This is a genomic window from Pseudomonas arabinosi (assembly GCF_047758675.1).
Lineage (GTDB): Bacteria > Pseudomonadota > Gammaproteobacteria > Pseudomonadales > Pseudomonadaceae > Aquipseudomonas > Aquipseudomonas arabinosi.
Window position 1 is genome coordinate 5,080,109 of sequence record NZ_CP180480.1, and the last position, 13,305, is coordinate 5,093,413.

Sequence of the window (13,305 nt, forward strand, 5' to 3'; positions counted from 1 at the left end):
TTGTCGAGCCACGGTGTAACGCGCTAAGGTTCTGCTCCCCGACGCGCTTAATTTGCTGTGCTCCGCCGCGCGGGTTCGCTGGCGGCCGGCACCCGTGACCTGACGAGTAAACGATGGCTGATTTACCGATCAACGACCTAAACGTCGCTTCCAACGAGACGCTGATCACTCCCGATCAGCTCAAGCGTGATCTCCCTCTGAGCGACGCTGCCCTGCGCACCGTCACCAAGGGCCGCGAAGTCATTCGCAACATTCTTGATGGCACCGACCACCGCCTGTTTGTTGTCATCGGGCCTTGCTCGATCCACGACATCAAGGCTGCCCACGAATACGCCGAGCGCCTGAAGGCGCTTGCGGCCGAAGTGTCCGATACCCTGTATCTGGTCATGCGCGTGTATTTCGAGAAGCCACGCACCACCGTCGGCTGGAAAGGTTTGATCAACGATCCGTACCTGGACGACTCCTTCAAGATTCAGGACGGTCTGCACATCGGTCGTAAATTGCTGCTGGACCTGGCCGAGATGGGCCTGCCGACCGCAACTGAAGCCCTCGACCCGATCTCCCCGCAGTACTTGCAGGACCTGATCAGCTGGTCGGCCATCGGTGCGCGCACCACCGAATCCCAGACTCACCGTGAAATGGCCTCCGGCCTGTCCTCGGCAGTCGGTTTCAAGAACGGCACCGATGGTGGCCTGACGGTCGCTATCAACGCCCTGCAGTCGGTTTCCAGCCCTCACCGCTTCCTGGGTATCAACCAGGAAGGTGGCGTGTCGATCGTCACCACCAAGGGCAATGCCTACGGTCACGTGGTACTGCGCGGTGGCAACGGCAAGCCGAACTACGATTCGGTCAGCGTCGCGCTCTGCGAGCAGGCGCTGAACAAAGCGAAGATCAAGCCGAACATCATGGTCGATTGCAGCCACGCCAACTCCAACAAGGACCCGGCCCTGCAACCGCTGGTGATGGAGAACGTCGCCAACCAGATCCTCGAAGGCAACCAGTCGATCATCGGCCTGATGGTCGAAAGTCACCTGAACTGGGGTTGCCAGGCGATCCCGAAAGACCTCGCCGACCTGCAATACGGCGTGTCGATCACCGATGCCTGCATCGACTGGACCGCCACCGAAAACACCTTGCGCAGCATGCATGCCAAGCTCAAGGACGTGCTGCCGAAACGCGATCGCAGCTGATCACTTTTCGCCGCACAAAAAAACGCCGGGCTTGACCCGGCGTTTTTTTATGCGTTCGATTCTTTGAAAGGTTACTGGCTCAGCTTGGCTGCATGCCGCTGGTGGCGTTCCATGTAGCGTTCCACGTAGGAACACGACGGAATGACGGTGTAACCCATTTCTTCAGCGTACTCCAACGCCTTCTCGGTCAAGGCTGCCGCAATACCGCGACCACGCAGCGCGTTGGGCACAAAGGTGCGATAGATATCCAGGGTCTGTTTCCCCAGATCCATATAGGTCAGGTAGGCACGATGACCGTCCACATTGGTCTCGAACTGATGACCAGCCTGGTCATGGTGGATGGACAACGCCTCGCTCATCACTACTCCTCGCGGGTCTGGAATTTCTGACCCCTACCTTACCGATGTTTTTCCGGCGAAGGAACATCTACGCCACCCCGTGCCTGAATGGACACCGAGAAGAACTGCACCCATCTCGCGCAACCGAGCACGTATCAAATAGTAGGCACCATTGGCAGAAATGCTCAAGGTACGCTCGTCATCACGCTGGGGGCGGGGGTGCTGCTCCGGGTTACGCAGAGACGGCTCGACCAAGATATCTGAAGGTCGACAGCCTGAACATTGCCGGATGTTGAGACTTAAGACGAGCGCCCTTTGTTAAAGTCACCTGAACATGGAGAAAGATATGAGAGGCGCCACGCAAAATCCGAACAAAAGTGTGGACGAATCCATCTAGACAGACTTTAGCCAAGACTCGGAAAAGAGCTGTGAGCGCGCGGAACTTTTCTTCGGCGGCTCGCTCAGCTCGGGCCTCCCAGCTGGATATTTTTTAAACAATGCAGTTAAAAGTTGCTCGAAAAAGAATCAACGCCTACAATTTTTTTGGCTTCTTGCTTTACGTCAGTTTACTTACGACAAGTAATGGGTAGTATGTACGCCGGCTATTTCCTCAATCTGAGGAGACAGCTAACTTAATAGAAAGTCCTTGAAGGGGAACACGATGAACAACGTTCTGAAATTCTCTGCTCTGGCTCTGGCCGCAGTTCTGGCTACCGGTTGCAGCAGCGTATCGAAAGAAACCGAAGCACGTCTGACCGCTACTGAAGACGCAGCTGCTCGCTCCCAGGCTCGTGCAGACGAAGCTTACCGTAAAGCTGATGAAGCTCTGGCTGCTGCTCAAAAAGCACAACAGACTGCTGACGAAGCTAACGAGCGTGCTCTGCGCATGCTGGACAAAGCTAGCCGCAAGTAATAATCCCTCGGGATTGTTATCAAGCCGACCCATTTTTTGGGTCGGCTTTTTTATTGCCCGCTATTTCGTACAGGCAATAAAAAACCCGCCGCTGCGGTCAGCATCGGCGGGTTCCTTTCAAGCATTACTGCAACGGGTCGATCGGCGCACTCGTCACCATCGCCGCCGAGGAATTCGGCACTCCGATTTCCACCGGCAGACCATCTTCGGCGGCAACCACGTCGCGGACCACATCCCAGTTCATGCGCAGGTTGTTGGTGATGTCCTCACGCTTGAGCATCGCGTTGATCACCGCGGTGTGTTTGTCGACCACAGAAGGGTTGCCCTTGTCGTCCAGCGGCGTGTGCGCTTCCAGATACACCTTGCCGCCACTGACACCGAACTTGTACGGGTCGCTGATAATGCGCACCGACGTGCCTACCGGCACCATGCCGGCCATTTCCAGCACGTTGTTGTTGAACATGCGGAAGCAACCGTGGCTGGTGCGCATGCCGATGCCGAACTTCTTGTTCGAACCGTGGATCAGGTAGCCCGGCGTGCCCAGCGTGAACTTGAAAGGCCCCAGCGGGTTGTCTGGGCCGGCTGGCACCACGTTCGGCAGTGGATCGCCATCGGCGGCGTGCTCGGCCTTGATCGACGCAGGAGGGGTCCAGGTCGGGTTCGGTGTCTTGGCGATGATGCTGGTATGGGCAATCGGCGAGCCCCAGCCTTCACGGCCGATACCCAGCGGGAAGGTGTACACCACGTTCCGGCCTTTGGGGAAGTAATAGAGGCGGTACTCGGCCAGGTTGATGACGATGCCTTCACGCGGGCCTGGCGGCAGGATGAAACGCGTCGGCAGCACCACTTCGGTGCCAGCGCCCGGCAGCCATGGATCGACGCCAGGATTGGCCGCGACCATTTCCGAATAGCCCAGGTCGTAGGTGGTGCCAAGGTCGGCGAAGGTATCTTCGTACTTGGCCTTGATCACCTGGACCTGACCGATGATGTCTTCACCGGGCGGTGGCAGGGGCAGCTCCAATGCTGCTACGGGACCCGCCACACAGAGGGCGGCGAGAGACAGGTAGCGGGTGACGGCAGGAAAGCGCGGCAACATCCGGAAAATCCTTCGCATGATCGACAAGGGTATAAAAACGGGATTGTACACCGGCATCTGGAAAATCGGGGAGTTGACCGATAGCAAGCAATCTATCGGCTTCTAAAGCTCGAAACGCAGTTCCGGCCAGATCGGCGATGTGCCGCGCTTTTGCGACTCAAGAATGGCCCGGCACAGCGAACACAGGCGCTGATCCTGGAACACACGGCGATCGACGCTCGACCAGCGCGGTTGTGCTGGCAACAGGCTGCCGCACAAGGTCCGGTCCGCCGAGCCGCCCAACTCGAGTTGACGGGTCACCAGATGTACCCGCACTTCCTGGCAGGCGAACAGATCCAGCTGTTCGTCAGGCTCGATCAGTTGGTAGGCAAAAAGTGACCAGGCGGGACGCGGCATCGGGGGCTCCAAATCGGGGGCGCCACCTTAGCCGAAACACCGCCGCTAGAAAAGCGTCAAAGCAGCGGTTTCAGCGTAGGCCAGACATTTTCCAGCAACTTGTCCTGAGCCCCGGCAGTCGGGTGCAGGCCGTCGGCTTGCATCAACTCTGGATGACCGCCTACGCCGTCGAGAAAAAACGGCACCAGGGGGATCTTTTTCTCGTCGGCCAGGGTGCTGTAGACCTTCGCGAAGGCCTCGGTATAACGAACACCGTAGTTGGGTGGCAATTGCATGCCGAGCAGCAGCACCTTGGCGCCACTGGCGCGGGAGCTGTCGATCATGGCTGCAAGGTTTTGTTGCAATTGCGTTGGCAGCAATCCGCGCAGGCCATCGTTACCGCCCAACTCGAGGATTACCAGCTCAGGCTTATGCTCTGCAAGCAGCGCGGGCAGGCGCGCCCGGCCTCCGGCACTGGTGTCGCCGCCAATGGACGCATTGACTACCTTATCGTCGAAACCTTCGCGCTTGAGCCGGTCCTCAAGCAGAGAGACCCATCCCAACCGGGTATCCAGCCCGAAACCCGCGCTGATACTATCGCCAACGATCAGGACTGTACCCGCCGCTGCGTTCTGGGCCATGCACATCAAGGCCAGGCCAGCACTCAAAAACCACACACGCATCGGATTCTCCATGGGCGCAAGTATTCTCACCGCGAAGAACCTCAGCAAAGTGGTTCCCAGCGCGGAAGGTGAACTGACCATCCTGCACGAACTGAGCCTGAAACTGAACAAGGGCGACAGTCTGGCCATCGTCGGGGCCTCCGGTTCCGGCAAATCCACCCTTCTGGGCCTCCTCGCCGGTCTCGATCTGCCGAGCAGCGGTGAAGTCACGCTCGCCGGTCAAGCCCTGAGCAATCTCGATGAAGACCAACGGGCGCGCATCCGCGCCGAGCATGTGGGTTTTGTCTTTCAATCATTCCAGCTACTGGACAGCCTCAACGCCCTGGAAAACGTCATGCTTCCGCTGGAACTCGATGGGCGCAAGGACGCCCGTGAGCGCGCCACCGAACTGCTGCAACGCGTCGGGCTGGGTCAACGCCTGACCCATTCGCCCCGCCAGCTCTCCGGCGGAGAACAGCAGCGCGTGGCGATTGCCCGAGCCTTTGCCGCCGAGCCCGATGTGCTGTTTGCCGACGAACCCACCGGCAACCTCGACAGCCATACCGGCGAGCGCATCAGCGATCTGCTGTTCGAACTCAATCAGGAACGCGGCACGACCCTGGTGCTGGTAACCCACGATGAACGCCTGGCACATCGCTGCCGACGCCTGATCCGCCTCGACGCCGGCCTGCTCGTCCCGCCTCTGGAGGTTTAATGGCACGCCTGCCGCTGTTGCGCCTGTTCAGTCTTGCCTTCCGCCAACTAATGCGCGACGCCCGCGCCGGTGAGTTGCGCGTGTTGTTCTTTGCCTTGCTGGTGGCCGTGGCGGCGAGTACCGCCATCGGCTACTTCGGCGCCCGCCTGAACGGCGCCATGATGCTGCGCGCCACCGAGTTTCTAGGTGCCGACCTGTTGCTCGAAGGCAGCTCTCCCGCGCGACCCGAACAGATTAAAAGCGGCATGGAACTGGGCCTCGAACACGCTCAAGTGGTGGAGTTTTCCAGCGTCATCGCCACTGACAATGGCATTCAGCTGTCCAGCATAAAGGCTGCCGATGACGTCTACCCACTGCGCGGCGAACTGAAAAGTGCTCCGGCGCCCTACGCCCCGGAAGAGACGGGTGGCGGACCGAAACCCGGTGAAGCCTGGGTCGAAGCGCGACTGTTGACTGCGCTGGACCTGAAGATCGGCGACAGCATCGACGTCGGCATGCGAACCCTGAAACTGGCGCGAGTACTGACCTACGAACCGGACCGCGCCGGCAATTTCTACAGCCTGACACCGAGGGTGCTGATCAACCTCAGCGACCTCGCCGCGACCGGCGTGGTGCAACCCGGCAGTCGGGTCAGTTACCGCGAACTCTGGCGCGGTAAAGCCGAGGCGCTGGAAACCTATCGTCAATTGATCAAACCCGGCCTGGCCCCCAACCAGCGCTTGCAGGATGCCCGTGATGGCAACCGACAGATTGGCGGCGCCTTGGGCAAGGCCGAGCGTTACTTGAACATGGCCAGTCTGGTGGCGGTTCTGCTGTCCGGTGTGGCAGTGGCGCTGTCGGCCACGCGATTCGCCACCCGCCGATTCGATGCCAGTGCATTGCTGCGTTGCCTGGGGCTGTCCCGACGGGAAACCATGGTGCTGTTCAGTTTGCAGCTGACGGTGCTCGGACTGCTCGCCAGCATCAGCGGCGCGCTGATCGGCTGGTTCGCGCAGCTGGGTCTGTTCGCGCTGCTGCATGATTTGTTACCGACCGACGTTCCACCGGGCGGCCTGTTTCCTGCCATCGCCGGGATCGGCACCGGGCTGGTGGCGCTGGCCGGTTTTGCCTTGCCACCACTGGCGGCACTGGGCCGGGTTCCGCCATTGCGGGTATTGCGTCGGGACATGCTGCCAATTCCCTCTAGCACCTGGATGGTTTACGGCGCGGCATTGGGCGCCCTCGGGCTGATCATGTGGCGCCTGAGCCTGGACCTGGTGTTGACCTTCGCCCTGCTCGGTGGCGGTGTGATCGCAGCGTTGGTGCTTGGCGGCTTGCTGTTGCTGCTTCTGAAGAGCCTGCGTCGAATGCTGGCGCGTGCCTCTTTGCCATGGCGCCTCGGGCTGGGCCAATTGCTGCGTCATCCGCTGGCGGCCGCGGGGCAATCCCTGGCCTTCGGTTTGATTCTGCTGTCCATGGCGCTGATCGCATTGCTGCGCGGCGAGTTGCTGGACACCTGGCAGAACCAGCTACCGAAAAATGCGCCCAACTATTTCGCGCTGAACATTCTGCCGGCGGACAAACAGGCCTTCACCGATCGCTTGATCGAGCTGTCGGCGCAATCCGCGCCGCTGTACCCGGTGGTGCCTGGACGGCTGATCAGCATCAACGGCGAGCCGGTGCGGGAAATCGTCAGTAAGGATTCGGCTGGTGATCGAGCGATCCAGCGCGACCTGAGCCTGACCTGGGCGGCGGATTTGCCGACGGGCAACAAACTCACGGCGGGCAACTGGTGGGCTGAACAGGCGCCGGACGAGATTCCCGGCGTATCGGTAGAAGGCAAAGTCGCCGAAAGCCTGAAACTCAAGCTCGGCGATCACATGGTGTTTACGGTGGGCGGAGTCAATCGCGAAGCGAAAGTCACCAGCCTGCGGGAGATCAACTGGGACAACTTCCAGCCTAACTTCTTCATGATCTTCCAGCCCGGCACACTGAAGGATCTGCCAGCGACCTACCTGACCAGTTTTTATCTGGCGGCCGGTCATGATCAGCAGATCGTGGATCTGTCACGAGCCTTCCCGGCAGTGACCATCTTGCAAGTCGAAGCCTTGCTCGAGCAGCTGCGCAGCATTCTCGCCCAGGTCACCCTGGCGGTGGAATACGTGCTGTTGTTCGTGTTGGCGGCGGGGATGGCGGTGTTGTTTTCAGGCTTGCAGGCGACGCTCGATGAACGCATTCGTCAAGGCGCCTTGTTGCGAGCGCTGGGGGCCGAGCGGCAATTGTTGGTCAAGGCCCGACGGATCGAGTTCGGTTTGCTTGGGGCGGTCAGCGGATTGTTGGCAGCGCTGGGTTCGGAACTGGTGAGTCTGGTGCTCTACCGCTACGCCTTCGACCTGCCGTGGCACCCGCATCCGTGGTTGCTGGTGTTGCCACTGATCGGCGCGGTGCTGATCGGCGGTGCCGGCGTGTTCGGCACACGTCGCGCGCTGAACGCCAGCCCCCTGACAGTCTTGCGCGAGGGTTGATAGACTCAAGTTCTCTCTACCACAAGAAGTTGCCATGAGCCGTTATCGCCCTCCCCGCACCGCAGGCACCGCGCTGATCACCCCCGAAGGTGAAGCGCGGATGCGGGCCGAGTTTCATGAGCTCTGGCATGTTCGGCGGCCGCAGGTGACACAGTCAGTCAGCGAGGCTGCGGCACAGGGCGATCGCTCGGAAAACGCCGAATACACTTACGGCAAAAAGATGCTGCGCGAGATCGACAGTCGTGTGCGCTTTCTCACCAAGCGGCTGGAAGCGCTCAAAATCGTCAGCGAAAAACCGAGCGATCCGAACAAGGTCTATTTTGGCGCCTGGGTCACGATTGAAGACGAGGATGGCAAAGAGTCGCGCTATCGCATCGTCGGGCCGGATGAACTGGATTTGAAACTGGGCCTGATCAGCATCGATTCGCCGTTGGCCCGTGCCCTGATCGGCAAGGCGCTGGACGCCGAGGTTCGGGTCCAGACACCAACCGGTGAGCAGTGCGTGTATATCGTGGCGATCGATTATCTTTGAACTGCAGCGTTCAAAGCCTCAACGGCGGGTAATCAGCCCCTGTCGGGCAACGCGAATCAATTGCTTGATCACTTCGGGGGCGTCCTCGAGGCTGGGCGATTGAATCACCGCCAGATCGAAACTGTCGCTGGCAAATCGAGCCAGCGATTCACCCTCTTCGACAAACTGGATCAGGAAGGCCGCAGGCCCACCGGTGCGACGTGGCCAGCCATCGAGATAACGCAAAAGTGTCGGCTGATGTTTGCCGCCAAGCAGGATTTTTGGATTGCGCTGGGTGAGATGTGCCGTGATCGGCGCGGGGCGTATAACGGGGCTTAGTGCATTCATTGTGTCGTGTCTCTGCCTCAAAAGTCTGCATGGCAGGTGAGAGGCAACACCGAACCAGCGCTTTAGCGGTATTTCGAAGCCTGTTTCAAGCTTCTATCGGCAACTGAATGAGTCACCTGGCGCCCCGCAAGTAGCTGTTTAAATCGGCGCATGGAGAGCATCCTAGAGAAGCTGACCGGACAGTGTCAAGAATGACGAGAACAAAAAAGGCCCGCGCAATGCGGGCCTTTTCATTGAACCAGAGCGGTCAGCCGGCGATAGCGCGGTCAGCCGAGAGTTTGCCGGCGCCTTCGATCAGCACCGCGATGCTGCCACCGAGCAGCGCCAGGGCGAACTCATAACCGTTGTTGGCCATGAACAGACCGTTAGGAAGGTGCACCGAGAAGATTGCCACCAGCGAGAGGAAGGCCAGGCCGAGGGCTGCCGGGCGAACCAGCAGGCCAATGATCAATGCCAGACCGGCGAAGAACTCAGTACCGCCCGCCAGCGTCGCCATCAGATAGCCCGGCGCCAGGCCGATGCTTTCCATGTACTGCGCCGTGCCCGCCAGGCCGTAACCACCGAACGCCCCAAAGAGTTTCTGCGAGCCGTGGGCAGCGAAGATGATGCCGACGAAAATCCGCAAGACAGTCAAGCCGTAGCCAGCGCGGGTAAACAGTACCTTGTTGATCAGTGTGCTCATGCTGTGTCATCCGTTGTCAGTGTGTGTTGGTTGGCCGCTATATTAATCAGTAAATCTCATGTTAAAAGAGCAATTAATGCACCATTACAATCAGTTTATTCGATTATTTGCGTGAGGCAACTTTCTGCCCCTGGGGCTCCAACGACTCCCGCTCCCGATCGAACGCCAGGTAATACTTGTTCACGCTATTAACATAGCTGACGGCGCCCATTCCCACCTGCTCCATGGCGATGCGTTCGACCTGGAAGAACCACTGATTGGGATTCAAACCGCGCCGACGAGCCTCGGCACGCATGCCCTGAACCCGCTCCGGCCCCATGTTGTAGGCCGCCAGCACGAACGCCATGCGCTCGCGCTCATTGAGTTTGGGGCTGGCAAAGAACTTGCGACGAATCATCGCCAGGTACTTGGCCCCGGCCTGCACATTGGCGTCGAGATTCTGAATGTTGTTGACCCCCACCCGCTGGGCGGCGGACGGGGTGATCTGCATCAGGCCGGTAGGACCGCTGCCACTGCGGGCATTGGGTTGCAGGGCTGATTCCTTGAACGCCAGGGCCGCCAGGTTCAGCCAGTCCATACCTTGGGCTTCGGCGTGCTTCTGCAGCACTGGCCGAAGTTTCTCGAGGCGCTGCCGATCAGCCTTGGCCAATGGATAGTGCACTTGATACAGACGTCGATAGATCCGCAGGAACGCGGCATCCTGATCCGATGGCTTTTTGTAACCGGTCAGGAAGCGATCAATGCTCGCGCGCAACATTGAAGCGTCGCGGCGCACGAACCAGAATTCTTCGCCCGGTTCACTGATGAGCACCTGCCGATCGAAACGCAATTTGGGCAGGATCTTGCCCCAGCGCTCGGCAATGGGTTGCTCGACGATCGTCAGGTGAAAGATTCCGCCCTGGACCATTTCCAGCACATCCTCGACCGCCAGACTGGGATCGACCCACTCGATGATCACCGGTGGCAGTTTAAGCAGCGCAAGCTTTTGATTGATCTGACTGACCGCGTCCCCGGCGGCACTGCCGGTGGGCAACGCCAGGGTTTTGCCGGAGAGCTGTTCGAGACGGGTGTAACGTCGCTCGCCTTTGATCCCGACCAATATCAACGGGATGTTGCTGGCAATCGGTTCACTGGTGCTGATTGCGTGCCCCGCTTGCAGGTCCAGCAGTTCCCCCGGCGCGACCAGATCACCCTCGCCGCGCTGCAAAGCGCCGATCAGTTGATCCTTGCCCTTGGGAATGATCTTGAGGGTGATTTCCTGACCGTCACGGGCGTGACCGTTGAGGTATTGCTCGAAGGCACGCAAGCGGTGGTATTCAACACCGATGGCCTGGCCCTGAACTTCGCCGGAGCTGTTGCGGCTCTGGTTGACCAACACGCGCAGTACGCGACTGCTGCGGATTTCCGCCAGGTCGCGCACTTTGGTCGAAGGCACGGCTTGCAGCGGCCCGGCCAGACGCGCAACCGCCGGCATCGGCAGCAGCAGCGAGCAACACAGCAGTAGCAAAACCGAGGGACGTATCATCCACTCTCCGGAAAGAATACTGGGCCGATCTCAAGAATTTTCATGAAATCGAACGACAGAAACAGAGCGCCTTGAGCGCTGGCAAAGTGCGAAAGACTGGCACAGTGATGGCACCTTAGCCACCCTGACCTGTCTCGCGGCATCAAGAGACAGCTTTAACTCGTTGTAGTTCTTGGCTTTTCTTATAAATCTACAGCTCTGATATGCTTTCCGGCCTTTGGTCCGAGGTAGCACCATGCAACTCATCGATATCGGCGTCAACCTGACCAACCCCAGTTTTGCCGACAAACACCAGGCTGTACTCGACCGCGCCTACGCTGCCGGGGTCTGCCAATTGGTGCTCACCGGCACCAGTGTCGAGGGCAGCGAGCAGGCGCTGGAACTGTGCCGGCAACTGGACGAAACGGCTCAACGGCTGTTCGCCACCGCCGGCATTCATCCCCACTGCGCCAGCGACTGGAACGCCGACAGCGCCCAGCGTCTGCGCAGTTTGCTCAAGGAGCCGAACGTCGTGGCGGTGGGTGAATGCGGGCTGGATTTCAACCGTGATTTCTCGCCGCGCCCGCAGCAGGAAAAAGTCCTGGAAAAGCACTTGGAGTTGGCAGTCGAGCTGCAATTGCCGGTGTTCCTCCACGAGCGCGATGCCAGTCAGCGCTTGCTGGAAATCCTTCGCGATTACCGTGATCAATTGCCGGCCGCTGTCGTGCATTGCTTCACGGGCGAAAAGAAGGCGCTGTTCAGTTACCTCGATCTGGATTTGCACATCGGCATCACCGGCTGGATCTGCGACGAGCGCCGGGGCACGCACCTGCATCCGCTGGTGAAAGAGATCAAGCGGGGACGGCTGATGCTGGAAAGCGATGCGCCGTATCTGTTGCCGCGCAGTCTGCGACCCAAGCCGAAGAATGGCCGCAACGAACCGGCGTATCTGACCGAAGTGTTGCGGGAAGTGGCGTTGCATCGCGGGGAGAGCGAGGAAGATCTGGCCGCTCACAGCACGGCGTGTGCGCGAGCGTTCTACGGGTTGCCAATGGTCGACTGACGAACCGAACCTGTGGGAGCGGGCTTGCTCGCGATGGCGGTAGCACATTCAACATGGATGTCGACTGACCTGACGCTATCGCGAGCAAGCCCGCTCCCACATTAATCAGTGGCTGCTACGCATCATTTCTTTGGGCACGTACTTGCCGATCTCGAACTTGCCGATCGCCGCGCGGTGCACTTCGTCCGGGCCGTCGGCCAGGCGCAGGGTGCGTTGCATCGCATACATATAGGCCAGCGGGAAATCGTTGGACACCCCTGCCCCACCATGGATCTGGATCGCCCGGTCGATCACCCGCAAGGCCACATTCGGTGCGACAACCTTGATCTGAGCGATTTCGCTTTTCGCAATCTTGTTGCCGACGGTGTCCATCATGTACGCCGCTTTCAATGTCAGCAGGCGTGCCATGTCGATTTCCATCCGCGAATCGGCGATTTTATCGATGTTGCCGCCTAGACGTGCCAAAGGTTTACCGAACGCAGTACGGGTTACCGCCCGTTTGCACATCAGTTCCAATGCACGCTCGGCCATGCCGATTGAACGCATGCAGTGGTGAATCCGGCCCGGACCAAGGCGACCCTGAGCAATTTCAAAGCCGCGTCCTTCGCCCAACAGGACGTTTTCGTACGGCACGCGGACGTTTTCGAACAGCACTTCGGCGTGGCCGTGGGGTGCGTCGTCGTAACCGAACACGGGCAGCGGACGAACGATCTTCACGCCCGGGGCATCCACCGGCACCAGAATCATAGAGTGCTGCGCATGACGCGGCGCGTCGGGATCGCTCAGGCCCATGAAGATCAGAATCTTGCAGCGTGGATCGCAAGCGCCTGAGGTCCACCATTTTTTGCCGTTGATCACCCACTCGTCGCCATCACGCACGGCGCGGGCGGCCATGTTGGTGGCGTCAGACGAGGCCACGTCCGGTTCAGTCATGGCGAACGCCGAGCGGATTTCGCCGCGCAGCAGCGGTTCGAGCCAGCGTTGCTTCTGCTCTTCGTTGGCGTAACGCACCAGCACTTCCATGTTCCCGGTGTCTGGCGCGGAGCAGTTGAACGGCTCGGGGCCCAGCAGCGAGCGGCCCATGATTTCGGCCAACGGCGCGTACTCGAGGTTGGTCAGGCCGGCACCGAGTTCGGACTCAGGCAGAAACAAATTCCACAACCCTTCAGCCTTGGCCTTGAGTTTGAGCTCCTCCATGATTGCGGTCGGCTGCCAGCGATCGCCCTCGGCGACCTGGCGCTCGAACACCGCTTCGGCGGGATAAACGTAGGTGTCCATGAACGCGGTCACGCGCTCACGCAGTTCTTGCACCTTGGGCGAATAAGCGAAATCCATGGGCAGCTCTACCTTTTAATGGAGGGTTTTGATGAGTTGTTCAGGTCATGCAATCGATGCTAGAACAGC

General features: G+C 59.7%; 14 protein-coding genes. 6 read left to right on the forward strand and 8 right to left on the reverse strand.

The genetic code is table 11. The features are described 5' to 3' along the window. Positions 1-113: 113 nt before the first annotated feature. Positions 114-1,190, forward strand: a complete 1,077-nt coding sequence (locus ACMXYJ_RS23725) for a 3-deoxy-7-phosphoheptulonate synthase (RefSeq protein WP_415757160.1) — start codon at positions 114-116, stop codon at positions 1,188-1,190. A 71-nt stretch (positions 1,191-1,261) separates the two neighbouring features. Here ACMXYJ_RS23725 and ACMXYJ_RS23730 read toward each other — a convergent pair whose 3' ends face one another. Continuing rightward, positions 1,262-1,549 (reverse strand): GNAT family N-acetyltransferase, encoded by a 288-nt coding sequence (locus ACMXYJ_RS23730; protein WP_008057026.1) that lies wholly within the window; start codon positions 1,547-1,549, stop codon positions 1,262-1,264. 640 nt (positions 1,550-2,189) lie between these two features. Between ACMXYJ_RS23730 and oprI the strand changes: the two genes are divergently transcribed. After that, entirely contained in the window at positions 2,190-2,441 is a 252-nt protein-coding gene (oprI, locus tag ACMXYJ_RS23735; RefSeq protein WP_002553018.1) for an outer membrane lipoprotei OprI, read from the forward strand. Positions 2,442-2,565: 124 nt separating this feature from the next. Here the strand turns inward: oprI and ACMXYJ_RS23740 are convergent, their stop codons facing one another. The 3 genes from ACMXYJ_RS23740 to ACMXYJ_RS23750 all read right to left on the reverse strand — a co-directional run bounded on the left by ACMXYJ_RS23740 (position 2,566) and on the right by ACMXYJ_RS23750 (position 4,595). Further along, positions 2,566-3,537, reverse strand: coding sequence for a L,D-transpeptidase family protein (locus ACMXYJ_RS23740; RefSeq protein WP_415757161.1), 972 nt, complete (start codon positions 3,535-3,537; stop codon positions 2,566-2,568). 102 nt (positions 3,538-3,639) lie between these two features. Then, positions 3,640-3,933 (reverse strand): hypothetical protein, encoded by a 294-nt coding sequence (locus tag ACMXYJ_RS23745; protein ID WP_003226812.1) that lies wholly within the window; start codon positions 3,931-3,933, stop codon positions 3,640-3,642. Positions 3,934-3,989: 56 nt separating this feature from the next. Then, positions 3,990-4,595 carry an arylesterase gene (locus tag ACMXYJ_RS23750; protein ID WP_415757162.1) on the reverse strand — a complete coding sequence of 202 codons (606 nt, stop codon included), beginning with the start codon at positions 4,593-4,595 and terminating at the stop codon, positions 3,990-3,992. A gap of 10 nt (positions 4,596-4,605) precedes the next feature. Here ACMXYJ_RS23750 and ACMXYJ_RS23755 point away from each other — a divergent pair, with 10 nt between their 5' ends. The 3 genes from ACMXYJ_RS23755 to greB are packed head-to-tail and all read left to right on the forward strand — an operon-like array spanning position 4,606 to position 8,325. Continuing rightward, the gene (locus ACMXYJ_RS23755; protein WP_008148510.1) at positions 4,606-5,289 is read left to right on the forward strand and encodes an ABC transporter ATP-binding protein; all 684 of its coding nucleotides are present in this window, start codon (positions 4,606-4,608) and stop codon (positions 5,287-5,289) included. Continuing rightward, complete coding sequence (locus ACMXYJ_RS23760; protein WP_415757163.1) at positions 5,289-7,793, forward strand: ABC transporter permease; 2,505 nt, start codon at positions 5,289-5,291, stop codon at positions 7,791-7,793. Before ACMXYJ_RS23755 ends, ACMXYJ_RS23760 begins: the two co-directional genes overlap by 1 nt. 34 nt (positions 7,794-7,827) lie before the next feature. After that, on the forward strand, positions 7,828-8,325 hold the full coding sequence (greB, locus tag ACMXYJ_RS23765) for a transcription elongation factor GreB (RefSeq protein ID WP_415757164.1): 498 nt from the start codon (positions 7,828-7,830) through the stop codon (positions 8,323-8,325). Between the two features lie 18 nt (positions 8,326-8,343). On the opposite strand, the gene ACMXYJ_RS23770 is transcribed toward greB, so the two are convergent. From ACMXYJ_RS23770 to ACMXYJ_RS23780, 3 genes are all read right to left on the reverse strand, one after another. Beyond that, positions 8,344-8,652: a hypothetical protein gene (locus ACMXYJ_RS23770; protein WP_008148504.1), complete on the reverse strand. Its 309-nt coding sequence runs from the start codon at positions 8,650-8,652 to the stop codon at positions 8,344-8,346. Positions 8,653-8,899: 247 nt separating this feature from the next. Continuing rightward, on the reverse strand, positions 8,900-9,334 hold the full coding sequence (locus ACMXYJ_RS23775) for a DoxX family protein (protein WP_033057209.1): 435 nt from the start codon (positions 9,332-9,334) through the stop codon (positions 8,900-8,902). A 103-nt stretch (positions 9,335-9,437) separates the two neighbouring features. Then, positions 9,438-10,859 (reverse strand): transglycosylase SLT domain-containing protein, encoded by a 1,422-nt coding sequence (locus ACMXYJ_RS23780; protein WP_415757165.1) that lies wholly within the window; start codon positions 10,857-10,859, stop codon positions 9,438-9,440. Between the two features lie 235 nt (positions 10,860-11,094). On the opposite strand from ACMXYJ_RS23780, the gene ACMXYJ_RS23785 reads away from it, so the two are divergent. After that, a complete protein-coding gene (locus tag ACMXYJ_RS23785; protein ID WP_111449043.1) occupies positions 11,095-11,901 on the forward strand; it encodes a TatD family hydrolase in 807 nt (268 codons plus the stop codon). A gap of 105 nt (positions 11,902-12,006) precedes the next feature. Here the strand turns inward: ACMXYJ_RS23785 and ACMXYJ_RS23790 are convergent, their stop codons facing one another. Beyond that, entirely contained in the window at positions 12,007-13,236 is a 1,230-nt protein-coding gene (locus ACMXYJ_RS23790) for an acyl-CoA dehydrogenase (RefSeq protein WP_033057213.1), read from the reverse strand. Positions 13,237-13,305 lie beyond the last annotated feature (69 nt).

Excerpts from the sequence above, each read along its gene's own strand:
- ACMXYJ_RS23775 (WP_033057209.1), bottom strand. The coding sequence starts at position 9,334 with ATGAGCACACTGATCAACAAGGTACTGTTTACCCGCGCTGGCTACGGC.
- ACMXYJ_RS23770 (WP_008148504.1), bottom strand. The coding sequence starts at position 8,652 with ATGAATGCACTAAGCCCCGTTATACGCCCCGCGCCGATCACGGCACAT.
- greB (WP_415757164.1), top strand. The coding sequence starts at position 7,828 with ATGAGCCGTTATCGCCCTCCCCGCACCGCAGGCACCGCGCTGATCACC.
- ACMXYJ_RS23755 (WP_008148510.1), top strand. The coding sequence starts at position 4,606 with ATGGGCGCAAGTATTCTCACCGCGAAGAACCTCAGCAAAGTGGTTCCC.
- ACMXYJ_RS23785 (WP_111449043.1), top strand. The coding sequence starts at position 11,095 with ATGCAACTCATCGATATCGGCGTCAACCTGACCAACCCCAGTTTTGCC.
- ACMXYJ_RS23730 (WP_008057026.1), bottom strand. The coding sequence starts at position 1,549 with ATGAGCGAGGCGTTGTCCATCCACCATGACCAGGCTGGTCATCAGTTC.
- ACMXYJ_RS23760 (WP_415757163.1), top strand. The coding sequence starts at position 5,289 with ATGGCACGCCTGCCGCTGTTGCGCCTGTTCAGTCTTGCCTTCCGCCAA.
- ACMXYJ_RS23745 (WP_003226812.1), bottom strand. The coding sequence starts at position 3,933 with ATGCCGCGTCCCGCCTGGTCACTTTTTGCCTACCAACTGATCGAGCCT.
- ACMXYJ_RS23740 (WP_415757161.1), bottom strand. The coding sequence starts at position 3,537 with ATGTTGCCGCGCTTTCCTGCCGTCACCCGCTACCTGTCTCTCGCCGCC.
- ACMXYJ_RS23750 (WP_415757162.1), bottom strand. The coding sequence starts at position 4,595 with ATGCGTGTGTGGTTTTTGAGTGCTGGCCTGGCCTTGATGTGCATGGCC.
- ACMXYJ_RS23780 (WP_415757165.1), bottom strand. The coding sequence starts at position 10,859 with ATGATACGTCCCTCGGTTTTGCTACTGCTGTGTTGCTCGCTGCTGCTG.
- ACMXYJ_RS23725 (WP_415757160.1), top strand. The coding sequence starts at position 114 with ATGGCTGATTTACCGATCAACGACCTAAACGTCGCTTCCAACGAGACG.
- oprI (WP_002553018.1), top strand. The coding sequence starts at position 2,190 with ATGAACAACGTTCTGAAATTCTCTGCTCTGGCTCTGGCCGCAGTTCTG.
- ACMXYJ_RS23790 (WP_033057213.1), bottom strand. The coding sequence starts at position 13,236 with ATGGATTTCGCTTATTCGCCCAAGGTGCAAGAACTGCGTGAGCGCGTG.